Source organism: Thermoleophilum album (assembly GCF_028867705.1).
Lineage (GTDB): Bacteria > Actinomycetota > Thermoleophilia > Solirubrobacterales > Thermoleophilaceae > Thermoleophilum.
In genome coordinates this window covers 129,504-151,790 of sequence record NZ_CP066171.1, presented here as the reverse complement: position 1 = coordinate 151,790, position 22,287 = coordinate 129,504, and the positions used below count along the sequence as shown (strand labels likewise).

Genomic DNA, 22,287 nt, shown 5'->3' with positions numbered 1-22,287 from the left:
CGGGTAGGAGCTCGTGCACTTTCCGGAAACGTGGCGGCCGCCGAGAACAGCGAAACTTCGAGCACGGACTTGACAGCGCACGGAGAACAGGGGGAACCGATGCAGGGAACGTCCGCCCGGCCACGAGCTGGCGAGCGCACGTTGGTGCACATCGACGCCGACGTAGTGCGCCGCGACCAACCCGCACCCGAGCGTGTCGAGCCGGTCGTCGAGATCGAGAACGTCACGGTCCGCTACGCGGGCAAGCCTGCGGTTCGCAACGTCACCTTCGACATCGGTCGCAACCTGATCACGGCGCTGATCGGGCCGTCGGGGTGCGGCAAGAGCACGCTCTTGCGCTGCCTCAACCGCATGAACGACCTGATTCCCGGCGCAGTGGTCGAGGGCAAGGTCCGCTACCACGGCCAAGACATCTACGACCCGAACGTCGACCCGGTCGAGCTGCGCAAGCTGATCGGGATGGTCTTCCAGAAGCCCAACCCGTTCCCGAAGTCGATCTACGACAACGTCGCCTACGGTCCGCGCGTCACGGGGATGAAGGGCAACCTCGACGAGATCGTCGAACGCGCCCTGCGCCGTGCGGCGTTGTGGGACGAGGTGAAGGACCGGCTCAAGGACAACGCTTACGGACTGTCGGGCGGCCAGCAGCAGCGTCTTTGCATCGCTCGCTGCCTGGCTGTCGAACCCGAGGTGATCCTGATGGACGAGCCCTGTTCGGCGCTCGACCCGATCTCGACCGCGCGCATCGAGGACCTGATGGTCGAGCTGAAAGAGCGCTACTCGATCGTGATCGTCACGCACAACATGCAGCAGGCGGCGCGAGTGTCGGACATGACCGCCTTCCTGACCGTCGAGAGCGACGACAAGGGCGAGCGGGCCGGCGAGCTGATCGAGTACGGGCCGACCGAGCGGATCTTCACCAACCCTGCCGATCCGCGCACCGAGGCATACGTGACCGGAAAGATGGGTTGAGACGATGCCGGAGCGGGCGCGCAAACACTTCCAGGACGAGCTCGCCGAGCTCGAGCGGCAGACGCTCGGCGCTCTCGACATGGTCGTCGGCCAGCTCGACAACGCGATGGAGGCGTTGATCCGCCACGATGTCGAGCTGTCGCACCTCGTCGTGGCCGACGACGACCGCCTCGACGGCCGCTATCTCGAGGTGCACCAGGGCGTGCTCGGGTTGATCGCCCGGCAGGCGCCGGTCGCGGGCGACCTCCGTCTGGCGGCGGCGCTCCTGCACGTCATCCGTCATGCCGAGCGGATGGGCGACCACTGTGTGAACATCGCCAAGCTGGTACCGCTCGACGATCCGCAGCCGCGCACCGACGACCTGCTGCTCGAGAAGCTCGCGCGGATGGGGCAGCACGCGCGCCTACAGGTCGTCCAGGCGCGCCGTTGTTTCGCCGACCGCAATGTCCAGATGGCGCTCGACCTGGTGCGTCTCGACGACGAGATCGACCGTCTCAACCGCGAGTGCTTCGACCGTGTCGTCGAGATCAGCGACGACCTCGAGCTGCGCGAGTGGGGCATGCACATGATGCTCGCCGCGCGCAACATCGAGCGCATCGGCGACTATGCCGTCGATGTCGGCGAGCAAACCGCCTTCGTGGTCACGGGACTGTTCCAGGAGTTCCAGGACGCTTCCCATCCCGAGCTGTCGCCGCAGGTCGATTCGGACGCGTGACGCTGGCTGCTCGGGCTAGCCGGGCTAGTCGCTGCGCACAATGATCCGCCAGCCGTCGATCGTCGCCAGGAGCCGCCATCGCTCGCGCGCTGCCCGCCCGAGGCTCGCGCGCAGCTGAGAACCGCGCCGCTCGTTCGCGGTCGGGATGCGCGGGTGGTCGAGCGCGTAGCGCGGCAGCTTGCGCCGCGGTCGCTCCACGGCGACGATCGGCACGCCGAGGATGTACGCCGCGTGCGTCTGGAAGGGACGATCGACGCGCAGCGTTCCAGCCTCGATCAATCGGCGGGCGCCAGCCAAGCCCTCGCGCTCGCTGCTCGCCGGCACCCGCGCGCCGATCGCCGCCGGCGCAGCAGCCAGAGCGCGGGCGAGCGACGCCTCGGCGTCCATCCGCTCGCGCACGGCGCCGAAGCTCGAGACAAGCGCTGCCCCGGCGACCAGCAGCCCAGCTCCCGGCACCAGAGCGGCGAGCGGCGAGAGGCGCGCACTCCGGCCGTCGACGAACGCTACGACCTGCACTAGACCGACGGCGGCAAGGGCAGCCGCGAGCGGCACGATCGGCGCGTAGTAGCGAGCGTTGCCGGAAAAGCCGAGGGCGGTGCTCGCAGCGACCGCTGCGACCCAGGCGAACGTGATGGCTAGGAGCCACCTAGCGGCGCCCGTTGCGCGCGTGCGCCGCGCCAACAGCGCAAGCGACGCCGCAACGAGACCGGCGAGCGTCACCGGACCGAGGAGGCGCGCTGCCTCTCCGAGCGAAGCGAGAACCGGATCGTCGGCGTTGGATGCTGCCCACGACGGCCGCGACGCGGCCTGCTTGAAAGCGCCCAGGGGGTCGCCGGAGCCGACCCACTCGGGCACCGTCCACAGCGCGACGACCGCCGCCAGCGCAGCGGCGGCAGCGCGCGGCGAGAACGCTCGCCAGGCGACGAACGCGAAGATCGGTGTCGCCTCCGGTCGCACGAGCACGAGCAGCGCAAGCGCACAGGCGCCGAGGCGTGGCCGACCGGACAGAAGCGCGAGCGCGCCGAGCGCCGCGAACGACACGGCGAGGGGCGCGTCGCTGCCGGCTGCGAAGTAGCGCAGAAAACCGCCCCCGGCCAGCAGTGCAGCAGCGGCGAGCAAGGCTGCCGGCACGGCGAAATCGCGCCGCTCGGGCCACGCGGAGCGCGCGAGCGCGACCGCCAGGCGGGCGGTCAACACGATGCCGACGATCGCAGCGAAGCGCACGGCGAGCACCCACACCGTCGCGGGCAGGGTCTCGCTCAGGAGACGCAACGGAGACAGCGCAGCGATGACGATCGGCGGCAACGGTTTCCAGGAAGGACCGGCGCTCGTGTCGAGGCTGCCCTGCACCAGCTCGCGTCCCCACACCACCCACGCCCAGGGGTCGTACGTGGGTTGGGCGGGCAACAATGCGGTGCTCGCCAGCGCGAGCGCGGCCGCCGAGGCAGCTCCGAGAACGTGCCGGCGCTGCACCCTCTAGCTGAAACGCAGCGCTCGGCCCGAGGCGCGTACCGGATCGACGAGCCACTCGAACCCTTGCCGCGGCAGCCCCGGTGTCACGCAGCCGTTGGCCTGTGTTGGTCGCTGGCGCGGGAAGGTCGCGAGCGCCTGTCGCTCGCCGCCGGGAACGCGCAGCTCGACGGCGATCGACTCCGGGCCGACAGTTATCACGTTGTAGGCGGGGTGGGGGAAGGCGCGTGTCCGCAGCGACGCGGCCGTACCGGAGTGGGCGACGACCAGCCCGCCGATCCGCCAGGCGAAGGGAACGTGCCGGTGGCCGCCGAGCACGAGATCCACCCCGTTCGCCCCGAGCAGCGCGAGCACGTCGCCGGCGTCAGCGACCTGGTTGCGTTCGCGGCCGGTGCCCGGAATCGGCAAGAGATGGTGGTGGCAGACGAAAACGCGCAGGTCGGCGGGAGCGGCGAGCGCCTCCTGGATCGGCTTGTAGTGCTCGCGGCCGACTTCGCCCTCGTCGATGTCGGGCTTGCTCGAGTCGACCCCGACGATCGTCACCGCTTCACCGTCGATCGTGAGGCGACGCGTGGTTTCGCGTTCGCCGAGCATCGCCTCCCAGTGGAGATAGCCGACGTGCTTGGCGTCGTGGTTGCCGGGCACGGCCACCACTTCCAGACCATCGAGGCGAGCGAGCGCGGTTTTGACGACCTCGTACTGATCGGGGTAGCCCTCGTCGGTGAGGTCGCCACACACCACCACGAGGTCCGGAGCGAGCTCGGCGATCTCGGCCAGCACCTGGTCGAGCAGCGCGGGCTCATAGCGCGCCCCGCCCACGTGGAGATCCGATATTTGCGCGATGACGGTCACGCTGCCTGGGCGGCGAGCCTAGCGACCGGCCAAGGGCCGGTCGCATCGGCTCCCGCTTGCGCGAAGTCGTCACCCGCCCGGCCCGGCGGGGAGGGGAAGCCGGGCGGGCACGGGCGCGCGTTGGGCTCGCCCGCTTGTACCAAACGCCACGGGGTCTCGTGGACGAGACGCCGGACGTGCCGCGACGAGAAGCCGTGTGCGAGCAAAGCTGCCGATGCGGCCGAGAGCGTCGGGGGGCGCGTAGGGCCGTGGGCGTCCGAGGCAACGAGGTGGCCCATGCGGCGCGCGACGAGGTCGAGCGCGCGCCGTTCCGCGACCGGGCCGTGACGCCCGACGATCGAGAGCGCGTTGATTTGCAGTAGAGCGCCGCGACGGAGCAGTTCGCGCAGACGGCGCTCGCCCGCGCCGTCGAGCTCACACAGCTCGGGATGCGCGAGGACGAGGCGAAATCCGCGCCGAGCAAGGTCGTCGCAGGCGCGCACGAACGCCGGCGAGACACCTTCGAACGGACACTCGACCAGCAGGCACGGCGCCGCCAGCGGACCGAAGGCGACCGCGCCGAGCGCCCGAGGCGGGAGAGTCGCCGCGAGGTCAGCGCACACCTCGGCAGCGCAGACGATCTCGAGGTCGATCCGGTTGCTGCGCAGAAGGCGGCGAAAATCGACCGCCGCGCGCACGATCGCGCGCGGGTCGCGCACGTGGTCGCGCCGCAGATGCGGCGTCACGACTACCGTTCCGGTGCCGTCGGCGACCGCCGCGCGCGCGAGAGCGAGCGCCTGTTCGGGGCTGTCGGGCCCGTCGTCGATTCCCGGCAAGAGGTGGAAGTGCAGGTCGGTCTGCACCGGGCTGATGTCCCGCCCTTGCGCTCTGCTTGTCGGCCGTACGGGCCGCGCGACTTGGTTGTGCGTTCCGTGCATCTACGGGGAGGATCGCGCGCAGCGCAGAGCGTTCCGTGAAGCGCGCGTCAACGAGTCGTTGCGATTCGGTGAAAGACCGACCGTCGCGTGGGTCGCACGTCCGGCGGCGCAAGTGTCGCCTCTTCACGGAACGTTCACAGGCCGGTCGCGGGCGCTTAACCGGGCGGCGGCGTCGCCCGCCGATCCTCCCGCCATGACGATGGGAATGGAACGAACCACAAACGAGGAGACAGCCTCCGAGCTCACGCGCGTCGAGCGCGTGTCCGCTATCGCTGGAGCGGCTGTGGCGATCGTCGGGACGCTGGCGTTCGACAACGCGGCTTTTTTCGCCGGCCTAGCGCTCGCCGCTGGCGGACCAGTGGCGCACCGCGCCGTCGCCGCGCGCCGCGTCAGGCCACGCGGCGGATACCGGCTTCCTCTACGAGCTGCTCTAGCGCGCGCAACCCGAACGCCTCGACCGGGCCGAGCGCTCCCGACCCGTTGATCGCGCCCTCCTTCGCCCGTAGGGCAGCGAGCGCGAGCATGCGCGCGGTGAAGTCGTAAGCGTTGACGCCGGCTAGCTCGACGCGCGCGAGTTCGCGACCCGAACGGTCGTAGGCGCAGGCGACGATGCGCGACCCCACCCGTGCGCGTGTGGCTTCGCTCGGTCCCTCGCCGGACTTGTGGAGGACGTCGGCCAGCCGCCCTGTGGCGGCACGCGCCGTGGGCAGGCGCCGCAACGCTCCGCCAACCGCCGACACGACCTGCATCGGGCGCGACAGTGCGGCGAACCACCCCAGGTAGACGTTGACCTCCTCGAGCTGCGGGAAGGAGCGCGGCAAGCCAAGGTGCTCGCTGCCACCGACCGAGATGCCCTTGCGGTTGCCCACCGTGAGCTCGAAGGTGCGCACGCGGCGCGCCGCGCGCTCGGTCGCGAGCGACCCGCCGCGGAACGCGAACGACGGCTCTCCGGCGACCCCGGCGAGCGACGCGCGCGTTCCGCCGCTCATCGCGTCGGGCGTCGGACGGCCGTCGACGAAGTAGCCCACGTCGACCCGCACCGCGTCCTCGCCGACCACCTCGAGGGCCAGCGCGCCGGCCAGGTTCCCTGGCACGTAGTCGTAGCCGAGAGCCGTCAAAAGGACCGCGCCGGAGCGGGCGGCGCGCGGCCCGTAACGCTCGAAGACCTCGCGGATGAAGGGCGGCTCGCCCGTCGAATCGATGTAGACGCAGGGTGCCGCGACGGCCGCTTCGAGCGCCGCGTAGCCATAGCGCAGGAACGGGCCGACGGTCGTGACGAGCACGTCGCCGCCCGCGACAAGCGAGGCGACGGAGGAGGGATCGCTCGCGTCGGCGATGGCGATCTCGAGATCGTCGCGGCCCAGGCGCGCGCGTAACCGCTCGAGCTTCATGCGATCGCGCCCGGCCAGGACAGGCTGGACACCGCGCTCGACGAGCGCCTCGGCGGTCAGAGCGCCGGTGTATCCGGAAGCGCCGAAAAGGACGATCCGCCCTGCCACTGACCGCGGATCGTACAGGCGGATCGTGTGCCGCGTTCTGTGACGCGTTCCTAGCTCCCGGAGGCGACCTTTCCCGGGTCGGTCGCGAGGCGGCGCAGCAGGCTCGCCAGGTCGGAAGCTTCGTCGGCGCTGATCGCTTCGCTTAGGTGGCGGCGAAGCACTTCCTCGTAGAGGGGAGCCATCCGCTCGTAGGTGGCGCGTCCGGCGGCGGTGAGCACGACGTGGTACCCGCGCCGGTCCTTGGGACAGCGCGCACGCTCGACAAGGCCTGCCTCCTCGAGGCGGTCGACGAGGCGTGTGAGCCCGCTTTTCGACAGGCGCACGTGGTCGAGAAGCTCGCGCGGACGCAGCATCTGCCCTTCTGCGGTAGCGAGCGCCGCCAGCACCTCGAACCATCCGAGCGGTGGAAGACCGGCGGCAGCGAACGTCCGCTCGACCGCGCAGACCACGGTCGCGTGCGCGTCCATGAGCGCGTGCCAAGCGTCGCGGTGGCTGGTCACAAGCCAAGTTTACGCCCGCTCAAGCGTTCGTTGCGTACGCAATGATTGCGTTGCTAACCTCTTCGACGCGAATATGGTTGCGGGTGCAACCAGTGCGTACGCAACGAACTGCCGCCACGGGCACTGATGGCCACGTCATACGTACGAAACGAGGAGGTCAGCAGATGAGCACGAGCGCCACCAAAACGCAGGTCGAACCGGGCACGTACGCGATCGACCCGATCCACTCGACCGTGGGTTTCGAGGTCGAGCATCTCGGCATCTCGCGTTTCCGCGGCCGCTTCCGCGATTTCTCGGGCTCGCTGCGGTTCGACGAGAGCGGCGAGCTCGCGGGCGTGGAGGGTGAGATCGACGTGGCGAGTGTCGACGTGCGCGAAGAGACGCTCGCCCAGCATCTGCGCAGCGAGGAGTTCTTCTGGACCGAGCGCTACCCGAAGGCGCGCTTCAGCGCCACGCGGATCGAGCGGACGGGCGAGGGGCGCTGGCGCGTCGAGGGCGACTTCGAGTTGCGCGGCGCGACCCACCCGGTGGCGCTCGATGTCGAGCTGCGCGGAGCGACTGTCGACATGCAGGGAAAGCCGCGTGTGAGCCTTGCGGCACAGGGGGCGCTCGATCGCAAGCAGTGGGGCCTCTCCTGGGACGCCACGCTCGAGAACGGCACCAAGGTGCTCGGTGACGAAGTGACGTTGGTGCTAGAGGTGGAGGCGCAGAAGCAGTGACCGTCCCACCGACCGACAGCAGCACCGTGGAGGGCGTTAGGAGCGTCCCGGCCGGCGGCGAAGCCGCCGGCCGGCCGCTCCGCATCCTCACGCTCGTCGGCAGCCTGCGCAGGAACTCGTGGAACCGGCGGCTGGCGCTCGCTGCCAAGAGCTTGGCGCCACCGGGTGTGGAGGTCGTGCTGTGGGAACGCCTGACAGAGCTGCCCCACTACAACGAAGAGCTCGAGCACGCTCCCGGCCCGGCGGTGGAGGAGCTACGCGCCGAAGCCAGGCGGGCCGATGCGCTGCTTTTGGTGACGCCGGAGTACAACGGCGCCCCGCCGAGCGCCCTCAAGAACGCGATCGACTGGCTGTCGCGCCCTGCCGGCGCAGCCCCAATCGCCGGCAAGCCGGCGGCTGTGACGGGCGGGAGCGTCTCGTCGTTCGGCGCGCTGTGGGCGCAACAGGTCGCTCGCCGTGCGCTGATGATCGCCGGCGCGCGGCCGCTCGAGCGGGAGCTGCCGGTGGGCAAGATCGACCAGCGCTTCTCCGGCGAGGAGCTGGCGGACGAGGCGACGGCCCAGGCGTTGCGCGAGCTGCTCAGGGAGCTTGCCGAGGCGGCGCGATCCGAGGGCAGCGAACCCACTTTTGCATCCACCACCCCCGGCAGGCGCGAAGCCTGACCGACCCGCCTGGCGCGAGCACCGGAGGCGCGATCGACGGCGCGTCGCCCAGCCGAGCGCATCGCGCCAGACCCTTCAACGCGCGAGTCCACGATCGCACCCTGGACGCACCAGCGCGCGAGAAATCCGACCACGCCGAACAACAGGTCGACGACGATGGGGTAGGCAGAGGCGCCGCTGGCGTGGAGCACATACGGGCTCGGGGTGCTGCCGCCGACGCTCGCCGCCACGACCGACAGTCACACGGTCGCAGGTCTCTGAGACACTCGCCCATAAACAGCGCGGCCCTCGCGTGCGAAAGCAGGACCGTCACGGCGATGCGCAGGACCGAGCGTGTCGCCAACAACCGCAACCCCCGGCGCTACGCCTGGTGTAAGCGTGCGGAGTACCGCGACACGACCCCGCGTTTTGCAGGGGTTTTGCGAGTGGGCGGCGCCGGACTCGAACCGGCGACCTCCTGCTTGTAAGGCGTCTGGCCAAGCATGTGCCGCAACCGCCGCCAGCCGCATCGTAGAGACGAAAACCGCGATGCCGGACCTCTCGCAGGGTCTCCTTCAAATCCCCGCAATTTGCGGCCGATGAGGTGAGCATTGGGCACCAGAAACGTTCTGGTGCCCAATGGCGCGGCAGCCCCGACCGCCCGCAAGCCCCACCATGTCGAGCTACCCGCCGCCGCGCCCAACAACGACCGCGCGCCGGGCGCAGGGCGCTCCCGGCCGTCGGCGGAGCGGGTGCACGTACCGTCGGGCACCGGGAGTAGCGTGCGGGAAACAACTCAAGGAGGAGCGATGAGCGATGAGTAAGGGACGAGCGGGCGGGAGCGTCGAGGCGTCCGCCCTGCGCCACTACGCCGCCGCCGCCCTATCGGGCGCGATCGCCGCCTGGCTCACATCGCCTCATCCCGACCGGTCCGGGGCTTAGGCTTCGCGGCCGATGGAGGCTCGGCTGCTACCTGGCGACACCCCGGATCTGCGCAAGCAACGCGGGGCGTACTTCACGCCGTACCCGATCGCTGACTTCCTCGTCGCCTGGGCCCTTGCTGGCCGGCGTGATGCCACGCTGCTGGATCCCACCTGCGGGGAGGGCGTGTTCCTGCAGGCGGCCGCCCGGCGGCTGGCTGTAGCTGGAGCGACGCCCGGCGACATTCGGAACCAGCTGTTTGGAGTCGACCTCCATCAGGACTCGCTCGTCGAGGCGTCGCGCCTACTGGCAGCGGACGGGCATGAAGCGACGTTGCTGTGCGGGGACTTCTTCGATCAGCCGACGCCCGCACAGCTTGGAGCTCGTCTTCCCTGGGTGGATGCCGTGGTGGGCAACCCGCCGTTCGTGCGGTACCACGAGCACCGCGGGAGCGTCCGGGCGAAGTCTGCGGCCGCCGCCCTCGCGCAGGGCGTGCGTCTCAGCGGACTCGCGTCTTCCTGGGCTGCGCTGCTTGTCCACGCGTGTGCCTTCCTGAAACCGGAAGGACGCGTCGCAATGGTGCTCCCGGCTGAGCTGCTGACGGTCGGGTATGCGGAGCCGGTGCGTCAGTGGTTGCGGAGGCGCTTCCAGGCGGTGCACCTCGTCCTGTTCAGGGAGCTCCAGTTCGCGGACGCGGAGGAGCAGGTCGTGCTGCTCGTGGCGCGCGGCAGCGGTGGATGCGATGCCTTCGCTCTCCACGAAGTGCGCGATGCAGACGAGCTGCAGCATCTCCACCCCTTTGACGGAACTGCTGTCGCTCCTCACCCGAGTGGGAAGTGGACGGACCTCCTGCTGCCGGGCGAGCGTCGGCATCTGTTCCGGCAGGTTGCGTCCGCTCACTACACGCCGCTCTCGGCGTATGGTCAGCCAGAGCTCGGCACGGTGACGGGCGCGAACGACTTCTTCGCGCTGTCGGAGGCTACACGCGCGCGGTACGACATCGGCCGACAGCACCTGACTCCCATCGTTCCGCCGGGCACGAAGCACCTTCGAGGCACCCGGTTCACCCGTGGCCGCTGGGAACAGCTCAAGCTGGAAGGCCATCGCGTCTGGCTGCTCAACCCGTCCGTGAAGAGGCCATCCGGCGGGCTTGCGCGATACATCGCGCACGGGGAGGAGCTGGGGGTGCACGAGGCCTACAAGTGCTCGGTCCGTAAGCCGTGGTGGAAGCCACCGGTTGTTCCCCCGCCGGATCTCTTCTTCACGTACATGAGTCACCGGTACCCGCGTCTGATCCGGAATGAGGCGGGTGTTTCCCTGGTCAACTCGATGCATGGGGTGATGCTCCGGAGTGATGCTCCGGCGCTCGTGCGCGAGGCGCTGCCCCTGCTGACCTACAACTCCGTGACCATGCTCGGGGCGGAGATCTACGGCCGGTCCTATGGGGGTGGGATCCTCAAGATGGAGCCGCGTGAGGCCGCTGAGCTCCCGGTTCCGCGGCCGGACGTCTTGGAGCGGGCGTGGTCGCTCCTTGAGGCACACAGGGCCAAGCTCGACGAGCTGGTGCGAGCAGGTGAGTGGCGCGAGGTGGTCCGTGAGGTCGACGACGCGCTGCTGTGTCGTACTGTCGGGCTGAGCTCGTCGGAGGTGGCGGGTCTCCGCGAGGCGGCCGCGCTGCTGCGGCGTCGTCGGACGAGGCGCGATGACTGATGGCGAAGAAGAAGGACGAGGACGACTTCACACCGTTCGAGCCGCTCCTCCAGGAGGCGGACACCAACAAGTCGCCCTGGAAGAACGGCGCCTACGTGCCCGACCTCGACCTGCTGGCGGAGCTGCTGTCGAAGCCGATCTCAGCTGGCGACAAGCAGGAGAGTGGCCGGCCCGCCAAGGCATTCGATGCATGGATCGCGCACGAGCTGCGACGTGCTGGCTTCCCGCCAGACGCAGTCTGGCCACGCGTTCGGCGTCCGCGGGTTCTCCCTGATGACCTCGCTCCTGTCGAAGCGGGCCTCGACCACCTCCAGCAGGAGCTTCGGAGGATTGAGCAGGAATCGGGCAAGCGGGTGAAGCCGAGGGAGCTACGGCAGGCGATCCGTGCACTCGACGGGAAGCTGCCCGGTGCGCCGAGCGCGTACATCCTGGGTGACTTCTACTCGAAGCAGATCGACGTGGCCATCTCGTCGTGGCGCCGCGGCCCAGACCTGCTCGTGTCGACGAAGACGATGTTCTCGTCTTACCGGAAGAACCTGAAGAACCGGCACGAGGAGGCTGTCGGGGAGGTCAAGAGCCTCCGCGCTCGCCACCCGATGGCCGCCATGGGCTACGCGTACCTTGTTCGCCGCACGATCTACGACGAGGAAGGGGCCTACGCGATCCTCTTCGACATCCTCGCTCGTCTGCGCCGAAAGGGTGAGGCCTTCGACGCCACGATGCTGCTGGTGGCCGACTGGGACGACGAAGCTGAGGAGCCGAAGGTCACGCACATCGATCAACCCGCGCCGGAGCTGGACGCGCGGACTTTCTTCCAGGACCTGATCGGCGCGGTGCTCGATCGGAGTCCCATCACGGAGCATGTAGAGGTGCGTCGCCGACGGGACGGGACGCCCCCGGGCGGACTCCCGGACGAGGCCGAGGACGAAGAGCTCGAATGAGCCGACGCCTAGCGGCGCCAGGCCAGCGGTCTCCGAGTCCGCGGACGTGTGGGGCGTCGCCGACGGTGGTCGCCGGGCGCTGGCTGCTGGCCTGCATGAGTGTCCGCCAGGGGCCGGCCAGGACGCTCGCTGGTCGCGTCGATCGGCGCGCGTGCCGCAGCGGGTGGGTGGCTGACGACGTGCCGGTCCTGCTTTATTAGGACCCCCGCAAACGCCACCACGCCTAGTGGGGTGGTCACGAATGCGCCAACTGTTGCGAAGAACCAGCGGCTTTCAGGGGCGCGAGCGCACGGTCGGGCCAGTCAACGACCGACCTGGAGGTTTGCTCAACGTGGCTTCTGCACCAAAGACGGTTCCGCCTGTGCCCCGTCCCGCTGGCGCTGTGGGAGGACTGGCGTTGACGTGGCTCCTGGGTGATCGCCCGCGGACCATCACGACGAAGGCGGGTGAGAAGCGCACGATCGTCGAGCTGCGCGATCCGGCGCGGCTGAGTCAGTCGCTGGTGATCTGGCTTGATGGAGGGGCCGACGACCTGCCGGACCTTCGGATTGGAACACCGATCGCCTTTCATGTCGAGGCCGTGCGGTCCGGGCGTGCTCGTGGTGAGCTGGTGGCGACGGTGTCGCGCGAGGCGGTCGTCGCAGCGTTCGCGCGTGCTCGGGAGGCGTCATGAGTGCGTCGCGGTGGCAGCGGCCGAAGGCCCGCCCGCCGAAGGGGCGGCTGTCGTCCGACGGTCGTGTGGTCGTCTTGCACGACGCCAGCTTGAAGGTGCCGACACCGCTGCCGGCGCCGCTGCTGCAGGCTGAGGTTGATCTGTGGCAGAGGCCGCCTGCGGGTGTCTGTTTCCCGTTGCATCCCGTGGCCATCACGGTGCTGTACGACCGTGCGTGGGCGGCGCTGGAAGGGACGGGGGTCCTCGACGGACTCGCGGAGGACGACCGGTCGACGCTCGCCTCCAAGTGCTGGCGCATCGCCTCCCTGCTGTTCAAGCCGGGGATGAGCATTCGCGCCGCGATGGAGCGCGTACTTGAGGGCCGAGCGCTCCATCCGAACCTCACCGGGGTCAGCACGGCCAATGATCGGCTCCGCCTGCTTCAGCTCGCTCATCTTGCGAGCTGGGCGGTGTTCCGCGCGGCCACGAGCTGGAGCGAGGACGCTAAGTGAGCACCGTGCGCGAACTCGGGGATGGCGCCGTGCTCCTGAGCCTCCACGTCGACGCTCTGGAGCTCTCCTGCGCGGTGGAGCAGGTGCCGATGCTCTGCGGTGGCCGCACGTCCGATGAACTGGACTTCAAGCTCTCGCGGCTCAAGTCGAGAGCGCGCGCCACGGTGCCGTCTGGCCCAGTGGCGACTGGGTGGCACTGGGACGAGGGTCTGGAGGCAGAGCCCGTGCTGCTCCTGCCGACGGCTCTACGGAGGGCCTACCGATACGCGCTCGCTTGCTCAGCCTGGGTGATCTTCGTAGCCCCGCCACGTGCCGTAGTGCCACGCTTCTGCGTGCAGCTCCGAGCTGACTACCTGCTGCGCGTCGGACCGCTGCACGCCTATCGGGCCGCGCGGGCGTCGGTGGAGCGGTTTCCGCTTCAGCTCGTCGAGGGCAAAGCGCCGGACGTAGAGCCCGTGTGGCGTATCTCTCGGCTCGATCTCGCGGCCGATGTGGCTGGTGTCGAGCTGACCACGTCGCACCTCGACCGGTTCACGACGCGTGCTCGCGTGCGCGGGAGCCGACATGACGGAGACGGATGGGATTGGGCGGATGCGACATGAGCGGAGCTGCTGCGACGCGTCACCTCGGACGGCGGCTGACGGGACTGACCTTCGGCAAGCGCGGACGGCCCGTGTACGCACGCATCTACGACAAGACGGAGCACGCGCCTGACAACGCCGTGATCCGGGAGGTGTGGGAACGAGCTGGCTACGAGCCGGCGCGTCACGGCTTCCAGGTGTGGCGCATCGAGTTCGAGGTGCGGGCAGAGTTCTTGCGGCAGCTCGCGGCGGACGATGGCCACCTCCCCTCCAATCCGGGCACCTTGCTGGGTCGGCACCTGGACGAGGTGTGGGCGCACTTGCTCTCGCGCTGGCTGGTCTTGCGGCGGGAAGGCGAGACAGCGCGGGTGGAGCGGCGTCCTGCGGCGCGATGGTGGTCCGCGCTTGCGACCTGTCGCGGGCTCAACGGCGAGAGCTTCGGGCCGGTGCGTGAGCTGAGCCGGCGAGCGCCGGTGCCGACCGACTGCACTCTCTACCTCCGCCAGGCAGCCGGTCTGCTCGTCGCGGTAGGAGCCGCGAACGGAAACCCCTCTCTGGAAGACGCACTGACCTGCTTTGCCCGGTGGGTGCGGGACACGATGGGAGAGCCAGGCTTCGCGGAGGCTGTCGCCGCACGTTCTGAGCGAGCCGTGCCGCACAGCGGGCCTGCTGGGCGAGCTGGGCAGGCAGACCCGCAGGTCGGGAGGCGGCGAAAAACGTTCGCAGAGGTTGCGGTCGCCGGCCCGAAAGCGCGTAGCTTCGCCGTGTGACGCCCCCCGGCAGCAACAACCCGGGCCCCAGGAAGAGGCTCGAAGTGCATGAGAGCCCGGACCGAACGTCGCGCGTTGCCGCGACGAGGCGACTCCCGGGGCAGACGCCGATGCCTGCTGAGGCCCGCGAGCGTCTGCGGGCCGCTGCGCTCGGGGTGCTACGAGACGCTTACCCCGGCTACCGGGTCGTCCCAGTCGATGGGCTGGATGGGTCCCTTGGCCGGCCGCCCCTTGCCGGGGAGGTCAAACTCGTACTCGGCCGCCTGGCCCTTCCAAAGGATGAGCGTGCGGCGCTCCGGAGGCAGGCCGCGGCCTGAACGGACGAAGATGCAATCGACCGCACCCGCGATGAGTGCGCGCTGCTGCTCGACGTCCAGGTCGTCCCACTTGAACTCGCGCGGGACGGCGATTGGCGGGCGCACCTCCGCGAGTAGTTCCTGCTGGGCGACCTGAGCGTCGCGAAGGGCCCGTTCGGCTCGCTCGACGGCCTCTTCCCAGAGGTCGGGTTTTCGCGCCGCCATGCTGATGTTGGCCTTGATGAGTTCGAGGTTGGCGCGGGCATTCTCAACGGCTTGTTCAGCGGCGCGGAGGGCGTCGTCGTCGACATCCTGCCGCCCAAAGAGCCGGGCCTGTACCACCTCGTCTGGCAAGACGACCCTGGTCTACGAGATCATCGCCCAGGCCCAGAAGATGGGGGGCGTGTGCGCCTTCATCGACGCCGAGCACGCCATCGACCCCGCCTACGCGCGCCGCATCGGCGTCGACATCGACGAGCTGCTCGTCTCCCAGCCCAACCACGGCGAGCAGGCCCTCGAGATCGCCGACGTCCTCGTACGCTCGGGCGCCATCGACGTCATCGCCATCGACTCCGTTGCGGCCCTGACACCGCGGGCCGAGCTCGAGGGACAGATGGGTAACCAGCAGGTTGGCCTGCAGGACGACCTTTTGGCGCGCGGCACCAAACCCATCGTCATCGAGGGACAGATGGGTAACCAGCAGGTTGGCCTGCAGGCGCGGCTCATGTCGCAGGCGCTCCGCAAGCTGGCGGGCAACCTCAACCGTGCCAACACCGTCTGCCTGTTCACGAACCAGATTCGGGAGAAGGTCGGAGTCATGTTCGGGTCACCCGAGACCCAGCCCGGCGGCCGCGCGCTCAACTTCTACGCCTCCCAGCGGATCGACATCCGCCGCATCGAGACGCTCAAGGAGGGAACCGAGACGATCGGGAACCGGGTGCGGGCGAAGATCGTCAAAAACAAGGTCGCCCCACCCTTCCGGCAGGCCGAGTTCGACATCGAGTACGGCGTCGGCATCTCGAGCGAGGGCTGCATCATCGACCTCGCCGTCGAGCACGGCATCGTCCGCAAGTCCGGGGCCTTCTTCAGCTACGGGGACGAGCGGCTCGGCCAGGGGCGCAACAACGCCAAGGCGTACCTGCGCGAGCATCCCGATGTCATGGCCGAGATCGAGGGCAAGATCTACGAGGCCCTCGGGATCGACCGGCCCGGCCAGCCGGCCGCAGCCACGGCCAACAGCGGCGCCGGCGCCCACTGGCGCTTGTCGGCCGATGGGGCGAGCCGCCCCCGGCCGCTGTGCGCCGAAATTGAGGGGGGCAAGAGGCGGACCTGGAGCGACGGGAGAGGTAGACGGAAACAACCGGGCGGAGGAGCACGCCTTGGAGGACACAGCAGGGCTGCCGAGCGGGCTGGCGGACGCGGAGACGATCGACGCGATCTCCCGGCGGGTCGTGGACATCCTCGAGGAGAGGACGGCGCGTCAAAGCGGACTGGTGGACGCGGCCACCCTGGCCGCCCGTCTGGGCGTGGCCCGCGACTGGGTGTATCGCAACGCGGCGCGCCTCGGGGCGATCCGCATCGGCGACGGGCCCAGAGCAAGGCTGCGTTTTGACGCTGAGCGCGCCGTTACCCTGGCCGACGAGGCGCTCGACAGCCCGCCGAGGCCGAAACCCAGGCCGCCACGGAGGGGACGGTCTGGCACGCCCCCGGCGGTCGAGCTGCTGCCCGTACGGGGAAGGCGCCGCTGACGCGCCGCGGCCTCGTCGCCGCCCACACATCGGGCCGTGTCAAACGCGCGCCGTAGTGCGGGCACGCCCGTGGGGGATGCCGGCGGCCCTCGCCCCACCCCGCGGCGGGTATCTTCAGGCGGCAGAAGAGCGAGGAGGACTGAAGCGGCACCGAAACCGCGAGGTGAGGTCATCGTCCGCGAAAGAAAGCGGGGGACGACGTTCGCCCTGCGCTTCCGCGCCTACGGCAAGCGCCGCTACATCACCCTGGGGACGTCCGAGGACGGTTGGACGCGGCAGAAAGCCGAGGAGGAGCTCCGGCACGTCCTCGCCGACGTGGAGCGCGGCCTGTGGCGACCGTACGAGCCACCCGAACTCGCGGAGCCGCAGAGAGAGCCCACCTTCCACGAGTTCGCCTCGCAATGGTATGCGGCCCGCGAGCCGGAGCTCGCCCCCAAGACCCGCAGGGGCTACCGCTGGCGGCTGTCCAACCACCTGCTCCCGTTCTTCGCCGACTACCGCCTCTCTGAGATCAGCGTCGAGCTCGTCGACCGCTACAGGGCAGCGAAGGTGCGGGAAAGCGAGCGGCTTCGTGCCGCCCGGGCGCGGGGCGAGAAGACGCCACGCCCGCTCTCCAACGAGTCGATCAACAAAACCCTCGTGCTGCTCGCGTCCATCCTCGAGACGGCGGTGGAGTACGGGCGGCTTGATCGCAACCCGGCTCGAGGGCGCAGGCGGAGACTCAAGGTCGCAAGACCGGAGCGCTCCTCCCTGGACCGGGCGGCGCAGATCGCCGCGCTTCTCGACGCGGCGGCGGCGCTGGACCGGGAGGCGCGCGCGGCGAGCACGCGCCACCGTCACGCGCTGCTCGCCGCGCTCGCGTTCGGCGGATTCCGGATCTCGGAGGCGCTCGAGTTGCGCTGGGGGGACGTCGATCTCGCCGCCGGCCGCGTGAGGGTCGGCAAGGCAAAGACCGCCGCCGGCGTCCGGCACGTGGATCTCCTGCCCGCCCTGCGGGACGCCCTCTCCGACCTGAAGGCGCGGCGCCGCCCAAAGTCCTGCGATCGGGTGTTCCCCACACTCACGGGCGGCAGGCCGTCGGAGTCCAACGTGCGCAGGCGTATCCTCGCCGCGGCGCGGGAGAGGGCCTGCGAGGCGCTTGCGAGGGCCGGGGAGGTTCCGCTGCCGCATCTCACCCCCCACAGCCTACGGCGGACGTTCGCGAGCGTCCTGTACGCGCTCGGCCACGATCCCGCCGACGTCATGGAGCAGATGGGGCACAGCGACCCGCGGCTTGCGCTGCGCATCTACGCGCAGGCGATGAGACGCGGCGAGGACGAGAAGAGGCGACTGCGGGCGCTGGTGAAGGGTGCCGATTGGGCACCATTGGGCACCACCGTCGATTCAGAAGCGCCTGTGGAGTCCTCCGACGACCCCTCCGAGCGACGGTAAAGGGCCTGATTTGCAAGTCCCTTTCCGAGCATGGGCGGCGCCGGACTCGAACCGGCGACCTCCTGCTTGTAAGGCAGGCGCTCTACCAGCTGAGCTAACCGCCCGTGGGGGAACGAGAGTAGCGCGTACCGCGGCCCAGGCCGCGTGCACTCGCGTAGCTCGGCTCGCCGCGAGCGAGGGGATCGACCCCTACGATGCGGCGCGTGGACAAAAGGTCTTTCACCCGTGCGCTCGTGGTCCAGGGGGCGCTAGTTCTCGCGCTTTTCGCGCTACTAGCGGCACTACCCCTCCCCGAGGACTTCTTCCGGAACTGGGGCTACGTCACGGGCCCGGTTGCTTGGACCCTATGCGCACTTGCAACGGCGCGCATCCTCGGCTTGCCCGTGCCGTTCACGTTGTTTTGTGCCCTCGCCGGCGGCGTCGCCGGCGCACTCGTCTTCCTCGCGGCAACCCACTGGGCGGGGATGGTGGCGGCGCTACTTGTCTTCGCCGCTTCGTGCGCCGGCTACCCAGCCTTCGTCGACGAGCGGACCGGCCGCTGAGCGTCGCGCGACCTGCGGCACCAGGTCGTAGCGCGGCCATCGCGAGCGGCCGCGAACGGCCGTGAGCGGCCACGGGCCGCCCCGCAGCCCACGGCGGGCACCGGCTAGACTCTCGCCCGCTCGAAGGGAAGTATCCCCGACGGGTGGCGTGCGTCAGCACGGTCGCGCCTGTCCGCGCGGCCCGGCGCCACCGGCCCAAGCGGCGGGAGAAACCTTCTCCGGTTAGCACCCACGACCAGAGGAGGAAGCTTCTTCGTGAGCCCACTCGCCGCCGCTCTCGAGCTACCCCTAGCCGCCAGCGAGGCGACCAAGATCGGAACCGATCTTGACGTTCACGTCGGCGCCTGGGCGCTGCTCGCGGCGCTCGTCGTGGCGATGATCGTCGTCGACTTCGCGATCTTTGGCCGCGGGCGGCGCGAGGTGACGCTGCGCGAATCGGTGATCTGGTCGATCGGGTGGCTCGTGTTAGCGCTCGCCTTCGCCGGCGTGATGGCCGCCTGGCAAGGGCATGCGGCGGGGGCCGAATACCTGGCCGGCTACATCGTCGAGCGCTCGCTCTCGCTCGACAACATCTTCGTTTTCGCCGTCATCTTCGGCTACTTCGCAGTGCCCTTGGCGGTGCAACCGCGGGTGCTGGCGTGGGGAATAGCGCTCGCGCTCGTGCTGCGGCTCGTGTTCATCGTCCTCGGCGCCGCGCTCCTCAACGCCCTCCACATCACCTTCTACGCCTTCGGTCTACTGCTCCTCTACACCGCCTGGAAACTCTTCCGCCACGAAGAGACCGAGATCGACCCCGAGCACAACCCGGCGCTGCGCGTCGTGCGCAAGCGCATCCCCATGACCGCCGACTACCGCGGCCACCGGCTGCTCGTGCGCGAGGGCGGCCGCCGCCTCGCCACGCCGCTGGTCGCCGTGTTCGTCGTGATCGCGACTACCGACATCGTCTTCGCGATCGACTCGATTCCGGCGATCTTCGCGATAACCACCGAGCCATTCACCGTCTTCGCCGCCAACGCCTTCGCGCTTCTAGGGATGCGCGCCCTCTACTTCGCGGTGGCGGGGCTGATGTCGAAGTTCGTTTACCTCTCGCAGGGTCTCGCCATCATCCTCGGCTACATCGCGGTGAAGATGCTGCTCGTCGACGTCTGGCACCCGCCGATCTGGCTCTCCCTGATCGTCATCTGCGTAGTGCTCAGCGCCACAGCCTGGATCTCGCTGCGGTTCGGGCCTAAGCCCCCCGGCCCCGCCGACCCCCAGCAGCGCACGGAGCCACCTGTAGCAGCCGGGTAGGCGTGAAGCGCGCGCCGCTCCCGCTCGCTGCCGACGGGCGGAGTCGGCCACGGTCGCAGCGAGCCGGCCGTCGGTCGCAGCGACCAAGCACCGTCCGCGAGACCCAGCCGCGAACAGTAGGGGCGACGGGATTCGAACCCGCGACCTCCGGCTTGAAAGGCCGGCGTCCTAGGCCTCTGGACCACGCCCCCGGGGTGCGCCAAGTCTAGGTGTTCCGGTCCCGAGCGGACCGCCCCGGGACGGCTAGCCCGCGCGCCGAGCGACGTCGGGGTGCGCCCGGGCGTGGCCCGCCGGGTGTCGCGTCGCCTCGCAACCGGACGGGCCACCGCACGGAGAGCAAGTGGGCCGCCTGGGACTCGAACCCAGAACCACCGGGTTAAAAGCCCGTTGCTCTACCAATTGAGCTAGCGGCCCGCCGCGATGCTAGACGCTCGCGGGCGGAACCGTTGCGTCGGGCGCGCCCGCGGCGCGACGCGCACCGTGCCAACGCTCGCCGGCCGCGCGCACCGCACCGTTTGCCGACGCGCTTTCTGGCACGTCGAGGATCGCGTCGATCAAGCCCGGGAAGCGCGCCTCGAGATCGTCGACACGCAGCGAAACGAGCCGCTTGCGGCCCTCCGGACGAGTGCGCACCACCCCCGCTTCGCGCAGAACGCGCAGATGGTGCGACAGCGTCGCGCGCGACAAACCGAGGTCGAAAGCGCCGCACGGAAGCTCGCCACCGTCGGCACGCAACGTGCGCACGATCGCGAGCCGCGCCGGATCGCTCAAAGCGTGCAGAACGTCGGCCAGCTCGATCCCCGCCCGCGGCGGGTGGTGCGGCTCCCTCATCGCCGGGCCTCCAAGAACATGCGGGCACGATCCTAGCCCGCGCGAGCGGCCGTCCCGACGCGCTCACCGCGACAGCCGCCCGGCGCGCGCCGGTCGCCATGTCGATCGCCCGCGGACACAGCGCGCCCGGAAACGCCGCGTGGGCAGCCCCGAACCTCGCGACCGCTCAGTGCTTGAAGTGACGACGGCGCGTGAACACCATCGGCACTCCGCGCCGGTCGCAGGCGGCGATCACCTCGGGATCGCGCTGCGACCCGCCGGGCTGGATGATCGCCTCGATACCGGCATCCATCGCCAGCTCCGGCCCGTCGGGGAACGGGAAGAAAGCGTCCGACGCCATCACCGCACCGCTCGGGTCGAGCCCGGCGATACGCGCCTTGTCGAGCGCGATCCGCACCGAGTCGACACGACTCATCTGCCCCGCGCCGATCCCCACCGTCGCGCCGTCGCGAGCGAGCACGATCGCGTTCGAACGCACGTGCTTGCAAACCCGCATCGCGAACAACAGGTCGCCCCACTGCTGCTCGCTCGGCCGCTGGCGGGTGACGACACGCATCTGCTCGCGCGGCTCGAGCCCGGTGTCGCGGTCCTGTATCAGGATTCCGCCGCGCACGCGCTTGAAATCGTGCTCGCCCGCGACCGGCCGGCGACGCTCCTGGTTCCAGAGGATGCGGACGTTCGCTTTGCGCATCAGGATCTCGAGCGCCGCGTCGTCGTAGCCGGGCGCGAACACGAGCTCCACGAACAGCTCGTGCAAGCGCTTGGCGAGATCCTCGTCGACCGGCCGGTTGAAGCAGTAGACGCCCCCGAAAGCGCTCTGGGGATCGCATTCCAGCGCGCGCTCGAACGCCTCGCGCAACGTCGCGCCGACCGCACACCCGCAGGGGTTGTTGTGCTTGATGATCGCCGCCGCCGGCACCTCGAACTCCTCGACCAGGCGGCGACCGGAGTCGAGATCGAGAAGGTTGTTGAACGACAGATCGCGGCCGTGCAGCTTCGACACCATCGACAACAGGTGGCTGCGAGTACCAACCTCGGCGTAGTAGGCCGCACGCTGGTGCGGGTTCTCGCCGTAGGCGAGATCCAGCACCTTCTCGAACGCGACGGTGGTGTGCTGCGGGAACTCCTCCTCGCGCCCGCTGAACCAGCGCGAGATCGCCGCTTCGTAGCGGGCGGTGAAAGCGAACGCCTCGGCCGCCAACGCCTCGCGCGTGCGGAACGAGATCGCACCGTCCTGCTCGCGCAGCTCCTCGAGAACGGCGTCGTAGCTTTCGGGCGAGACGACGACCGCACAGAAAGCGTGGTTCTTGGCAGCGGCGCGGATCAGCGTCGGCCCGCCGATGTCGATGTTCTCGATGATCTCGCTATCGGGCACGCCGCGCCGGCTCGACACGCGCTCGAACGGATAGAGGTTCACGCAGACCAGGTCGATCGGCTCGATGCCGAGCTCCCGCAACGTCTCGGCGTGCTCGGGATCGGAACGCACCGCCAGGATCCCCGCGTGGATGCGCGGGTTGAGCGTCTTCACGCGACCGCCGAGGATCTCGGGAAAGCCGGTGTAGTCCTCGACGTCGCGCACCTCGATACCGGCGCGACGCAACTCCGCCGCCGTGCCACCCGTCGACACGATCTCGATGCCGAGCTCGCACAAACCGCGCGCGAAATCGACGATTCCGCGCTTGTCGGACACAGTCAAAAGAGCACGCCGCACCCGCACCTCGTCGGGAACGGTGGGCACTGCTGTGGTCGGTTCACGCTGCTCGGACATCGCTCGTAT

At 69.6% G+C, this 22,287-nt stretch carries 22 protein-coding genes, 3 tRNA genes and 1 pseudogene; 15 read left to right on the top strand and 11 right to left on the bottom strand.

The genetic code is table 11. The features are described from left to right. The first annotated feature begins 99 nt into the window (after positions 1-99). Positions 100-972: a phosphate ABC transporter ATP-binding protein PstB gene (gene pstB / locus JDY09_RS00700; RefSeq protein ID WP_274716899.1), complete on the top strand. Its 873-nt coding sequence runs from the start codon at positions 100-102 to the stop codon at positions 970-972. 4 nt (positions 973-976) lie between these two features. Beyond that, positions 977-1,687: a phosphate signaling complex protein PhoU gene (gene phoU / locus JDY09_RS00695; RefSeq protein ID WP_274716898.1), complete on the top strand. Its 711-nt coding sequence runs from the start codon at positions 977-979 to the stop codon at positions 1,685-1,687. Between the two features lie 24 nt (positions 1,688-1,711). Here the strand turns inward: phoU and JDY09_RS00690 are convergent, their stop codons facing one another. The 5 genes from JDY09_RS00690 to JDY09_RS00670 all read right to left on the bottom strand — a co-directional run bounded on the left by JDY09_RS00690 (position 1,712) and on the right by JDY09_RS00670 (position 6,925). Further along, a complete protein-coding gene (locus JDY09_RS00690) occupies positions 1,712-3,160 on the bottom strand; it encodes a hypothetical protein (protein WP_274716897.1) in 1,449 nt (482 codons plus the stop codon). A gap of 3 nt (positions 3,161-3,163) precedes the next feature. Then, the gene (locus JDY09_RS00685; RefSeq protein ID WP_274716896.1) at positions 3,164-4,009 is read right to left on the bottom strand and encodes a metallophosphoesterase family protein; all 846 of its coding nucleotides are present in this window, start codon (positions 4,007-4,009) and stop codon (positions 3,164-3,166) included. Next, positions 4,006-4,851, bottom strand: a complete 846-nt coding sequence (locus JDY09_RS00680; protein WP_274716895.1) for a CpsB/CapC family capsule biosynthesis tyrosine phosphatase — start codon at positions 4,849-4,851, stop codon at positions 4,006-4,008. The genes JDY09_RS00685 and JDY09_RS00680 overlap by 4 nt, the downstream gene beginning before the upstream one ends. A 464-nt stretch (positions 4,852-5,315) precedes the next feature. Continuing rightward, complete coding sequence (locus tag JDY09_RS00675) at positions 5,316-6,425, bottom strand: saccharopine dehydrogenase family protein (protein WP_274716894.1); 1,110 nt, start codon at positions 6,423-6,425, stop codon at positions 5,316-5,318. Between the two features lie 50 nt (positions 6,426-6,475). Then, complete coding sequence (locus JDY09_RS00670) at positions 6,476-6,925, bottom strand: MarR family winged helix-turn-helix transcriptional regulator (RefSeq protein ID WP_274716893.1); 450 nt, start codon at positions 6,923-6,925, stop codon at positions 6,476-6,478. Positions 6,926-7,089: 164 nt separating this feature from the next. Here JDY09_RS00670 and JDY09_RS00665 point away from each other — a divergent pair, with 164 nt between their 5' ends. The 9 genes from JDY09_RS00665 (at position 7,090) to JDY09_RS00625 (ending at position 14,372) form a co-directional block, all read left to right on the top strand. Then, complete coding sequence (locus tag JDY09_RS00665) at positions 7,090-7,644, top strand: YceI family protein (RefSeq protein ID WP_274716892.1); 555 nt, start codon at positions 7,090-7,092, stop codon at positions 7,642-7,644. Continuing rightward, positions 7,641-8,306, top strand: coding sequence for an NADPH-dependent FMN reductase (locus tag JDY09_RS00660; protein ID WP_274716891.1), 666 nt, complete (start codon positions 7,641-7,643; stop codon positions 8,304-8,306). The genes JDY09_RS00665 and JDY09_RS00660 overlap by 4 nt, the downstream gene beginning before the upstream one ends. A gap of 795 nt (positions 8,307-9,101) precedes the next feature. Next, positions 9,102-9,227 carry a hypothetical protein gene (locus JDY09_RS00655; RefSeq protein WP_274716890.1) on the top strand — a complete coding sequence of 42 codons (126 nt, stop codon included), beginning with the start codon at positions 9,102-9,104 and terminating at the stop codon, positions 9,225-9,227. Positions 9,228-9,239: 12 nt separating this feature from the next. Then, positions 9,240-10,916, top strand: coding sequence for an N-6 DNA methylase (locus tag JDY09_RS00650; protein WP_274716889.1), 1,677 nt, complete (start codon positions 9,240-9,242; stop codon positions 10,914-10,916). Continuing rightward, positions 10,916-11,857, top strand: coding sequence for a hypothetical protein (locus JDY09_RS00645; RefSeq protein WP_274716888.1), 942 nt, complete (start codon positions 10,916-10,918; stop codon positions 11,855-11,857). The genes JDY09_RS00650 and JDY09_RS00645 overlap by 1 nt, the downstream gene beginning before the upstream one ends. Positions 11,858-12,254: 397 nt before the next feature. Beyond that, complete coding sequence (locus JDY09_RS00640) at positions 12,255-12,530, top strand: hypothetical protein (RefSeq protein ID WP_274716887.1); 276 nt, start codon at positions 12,255-12,257, stop codon at positions 12,528-12,530. Beyond that, on the top strand, positions 12,527-13,021 hold the full coding sequence (locus tag JDY09_RS00635; RefSeq protein ID WP_274716886.1) for a hypothetical protein: 495 nt from the start codon (positions 12,527-12,529) through the stop codon (positions 13,019-13,021). The genes JDY09_RS00640 and JDY09_RS00635 overlap by 4 nt, the downstream gene beginning before the upstream one ends. Then, positions 13,018-13,623: a hypothetical protein gene (locus JDY09_RS00630; RefSeq protein ID WP_274716885.1), complete on the top strand. Its 606-nt coding sequence runs from the start codon at positions 13,018-13,020 to the stop codon at positions 13,621-13,623. The genes JDY09_RS00635 and JDY09_RS00630 overlap by 4 nt, the downstream gene beginning before the upstream one ends. After that, positions 13,620-14,372, top strand: coding sequence for a hypothetical protein (locus JDY09_RS00625; RefSeq protein WP_274716884.1), 753 nt, complete (start codon positions 13,620-13,622; stop codon positions 14,370-14,372). The genes JDY09_RS00630 and JDY09_RS00625 overlap by 4 nt, the downstream gene beginning before the upstream one ends. Positions 14,373-14,530: 158 nt before the next feature. On the opposite strand, the gene JDY09_RS00620 is transcribed toward JDY09_RS00625, so the two are convergent. Then, complete coding sequence (locus tag JDY09_RS00620) at positions 14,531-15,022, bottom strand: hypothetical protein (protein ID WP_274716883.1); 492 nt, start codon at positions 15,020-15,022, stop codon at positions 14,531-14,533. Here JDY09_RS00620 and JDY09_RS00615 point away from each other — a divergent pair. After that, positions 15,012-15,989: pseudogene (locus JDY09_RS00615) on the top strand (recombinase RecA); the annotation flags it as partial. The gene JDY09_RS00620 and the pseudogene JDY09_RS00615 overlap by 11 nt on opposite strands. Before the next feature lie 742 nt (positions 15,990-16,731). Continuing rightward, complete coding sequence (locus tag JDY09_RS00610) at positions 16,732-17,847, top strand: tyrosine-type recombinase/integrase (protein ID WP_274716881.1); 1,116 nt, start codon at positions 16,732-16,734, stop codon at positions 17,845-17,847. A gap of 31 nt (positions 17,848-17,878) precedes the next feature. Here the strand turns inward: JDY09_RS00610 and JDY09_RS00605 are convergent. Next, positions 17,879-17,951, bottom strand: a tRNA-Val gene (locus JDY09_RS00605). Positions 17,952-18,050: 99 nt separating this feature from the next. Between JDY09_RS00605 and JDY09_RS00600 the strand changes: the two genes are divergently transcribed. Next, positions 18,051-18,389 carry a hypothetical protein gene (locus tag JDY09_RS00600; protein ID WP_274716880.1) on the top strand — a complete coding sequence of 113 codons (339 nt, stop codon included), beginning with the start codon at positions 18,051-18,053 and terminating at the stop codon, positions 18,387-18,389. Between the two features lie 255 nt (positions 18,390-18,644). Continuing rightward, positions 18,645-19,679, top strand: a complete 1,035-nt coding sequence (locus tag JDY09_RS00595; protein WP_274716879.1) for a TerC family protein — start codon at positions 18,645-18,647, stop codon at positions 19,677-19,679. Between the two features lie 117 nt (positions 19,680-19,796). Here JDY09_RS00595 and JDY09_RS00590 read toward each other — a convergent pair. The 4 genes from JDY09_RS00590 to purH all read right to left on the bottom strand — a co-directional run bounded on the left by JDY09_RS00590 (position 19,797) and on the right by purH (position 22,278). Continuing rightward, positions 19,797-19,870: transfer RNA gene (locus JDY09_RS00590), tRNA-Glu, on the bottom strand. A 150-nt stretch (positions 19,871-20,020) separates the two neighbouring features. Further along, positions 20,021-20,093, bottom strand: a tRNA-Lys gene (locus JDY09_RS00585). A 9-nt stretch (positions 20,094-20,102) separates the two neighbouring features. After that, on the bottom strand, positions 20,103-20,510 hold the full coding sequence (locus JDY09_RS00580) for an ArsR/SmtB family transcription factor (protein WP_274716878.1): 408 nt from the start codon (positions 20,508-20,510) through the stop codon (positions 20,103-20,105). A gap of 166 nt (positions 20,511-20,676) precedes the next feature. Beyond that, a complete protein-coding gene (purH, locus tag JDY09_RS00575) occupies positions 20,677-22,278 on the bottom strand; it encodes a bifunctional phosphoribosylaminoimidazolecarboxamide formyltransferase/IMP cyclohydrolase (protein WP_274716877.1) in 1,602 nt (533 codons plus the stop codon). Positions 22,279-22,287: the final 9 nt, after the last annotated feature.

What these genes read in the sequence shown, in the direction of transcription:
- JDY09_RS00665 (WP_274716892.1), top strand. Translation starts at nt 7,090, where the DNA reads ATGAGCACGAGCGCCACCAAAACGCAGGTCGAACCGGGCACGTACGCG.
- purH (WP_274716877.1), bottom strand. Translation starts at nt 22,278, where the DNA reads ATGTCCGAGCAGCGTGAACCGACCACAGCAGTGCCCACCGTTCCCGAC.
- JDY09_RS00635 (WP_274716886.1), top strand. Translation starts at nt 12,527, where the DNA reads ATGAGTGCGTCGCGGTGGCAGCGGCCGAAGGCCCGCCCGCCGAAGGGG.
- pstB (WP_274716899.1), top strand. Translation starts at nt 100, where the DNA reads ATGCAGGGAACGTCCGCCCGGCCACGAGCTGGCGAGCGCACGTTGGTG.
- JDY09_RS00580 (WP_274716878.1), bottom strand. Translation starts at nt 20,510, where the DNA reads ATGAGGGAGCCGCACCACCCGCCGCGGGCGGGGATCGAGCTGGCCGAC.
- JDY09_RS00625 (WP_274716884.1), top strand. Translation starts at nt 13,620, where the DNA reads ATGAGCGGAGCTGCTGCGACGCGTCACCTCGGACGGCGGCTGACGGGA.
- JDY09_RS00650 (WP_274716889.1), top strand. Translation starts at nt 9,240, where the DNA reads ATGGAGGCTCGGCTGCTACCTGGCGACACCCCGGATCTGCGCAAGCAA.
- JDY09_RS00655 (WP_274716890.1), top strand. Translation starts at nt 9,102, where the DNA reads ATGAGTAAGGGACGAGCGGGCGGGAGCGTCGAGGCGTCCGCCCTGCGC.
- JDY09_RS00645 (WP_274716888.1), top strand. Translation starts at nt 10,916, where the DNA reads ATGGCGAAGAAGAAGGACGAGGACGACTTCACACCGTTCGAGCCGCTC.
- phoU (WP_274716898.1), top strand. Translation starts at nt 977, where the DNA reads ATGCCGGAGCGGGCGCGCAAACACTTCCAGGACGAGCTCGCCGAGCTC.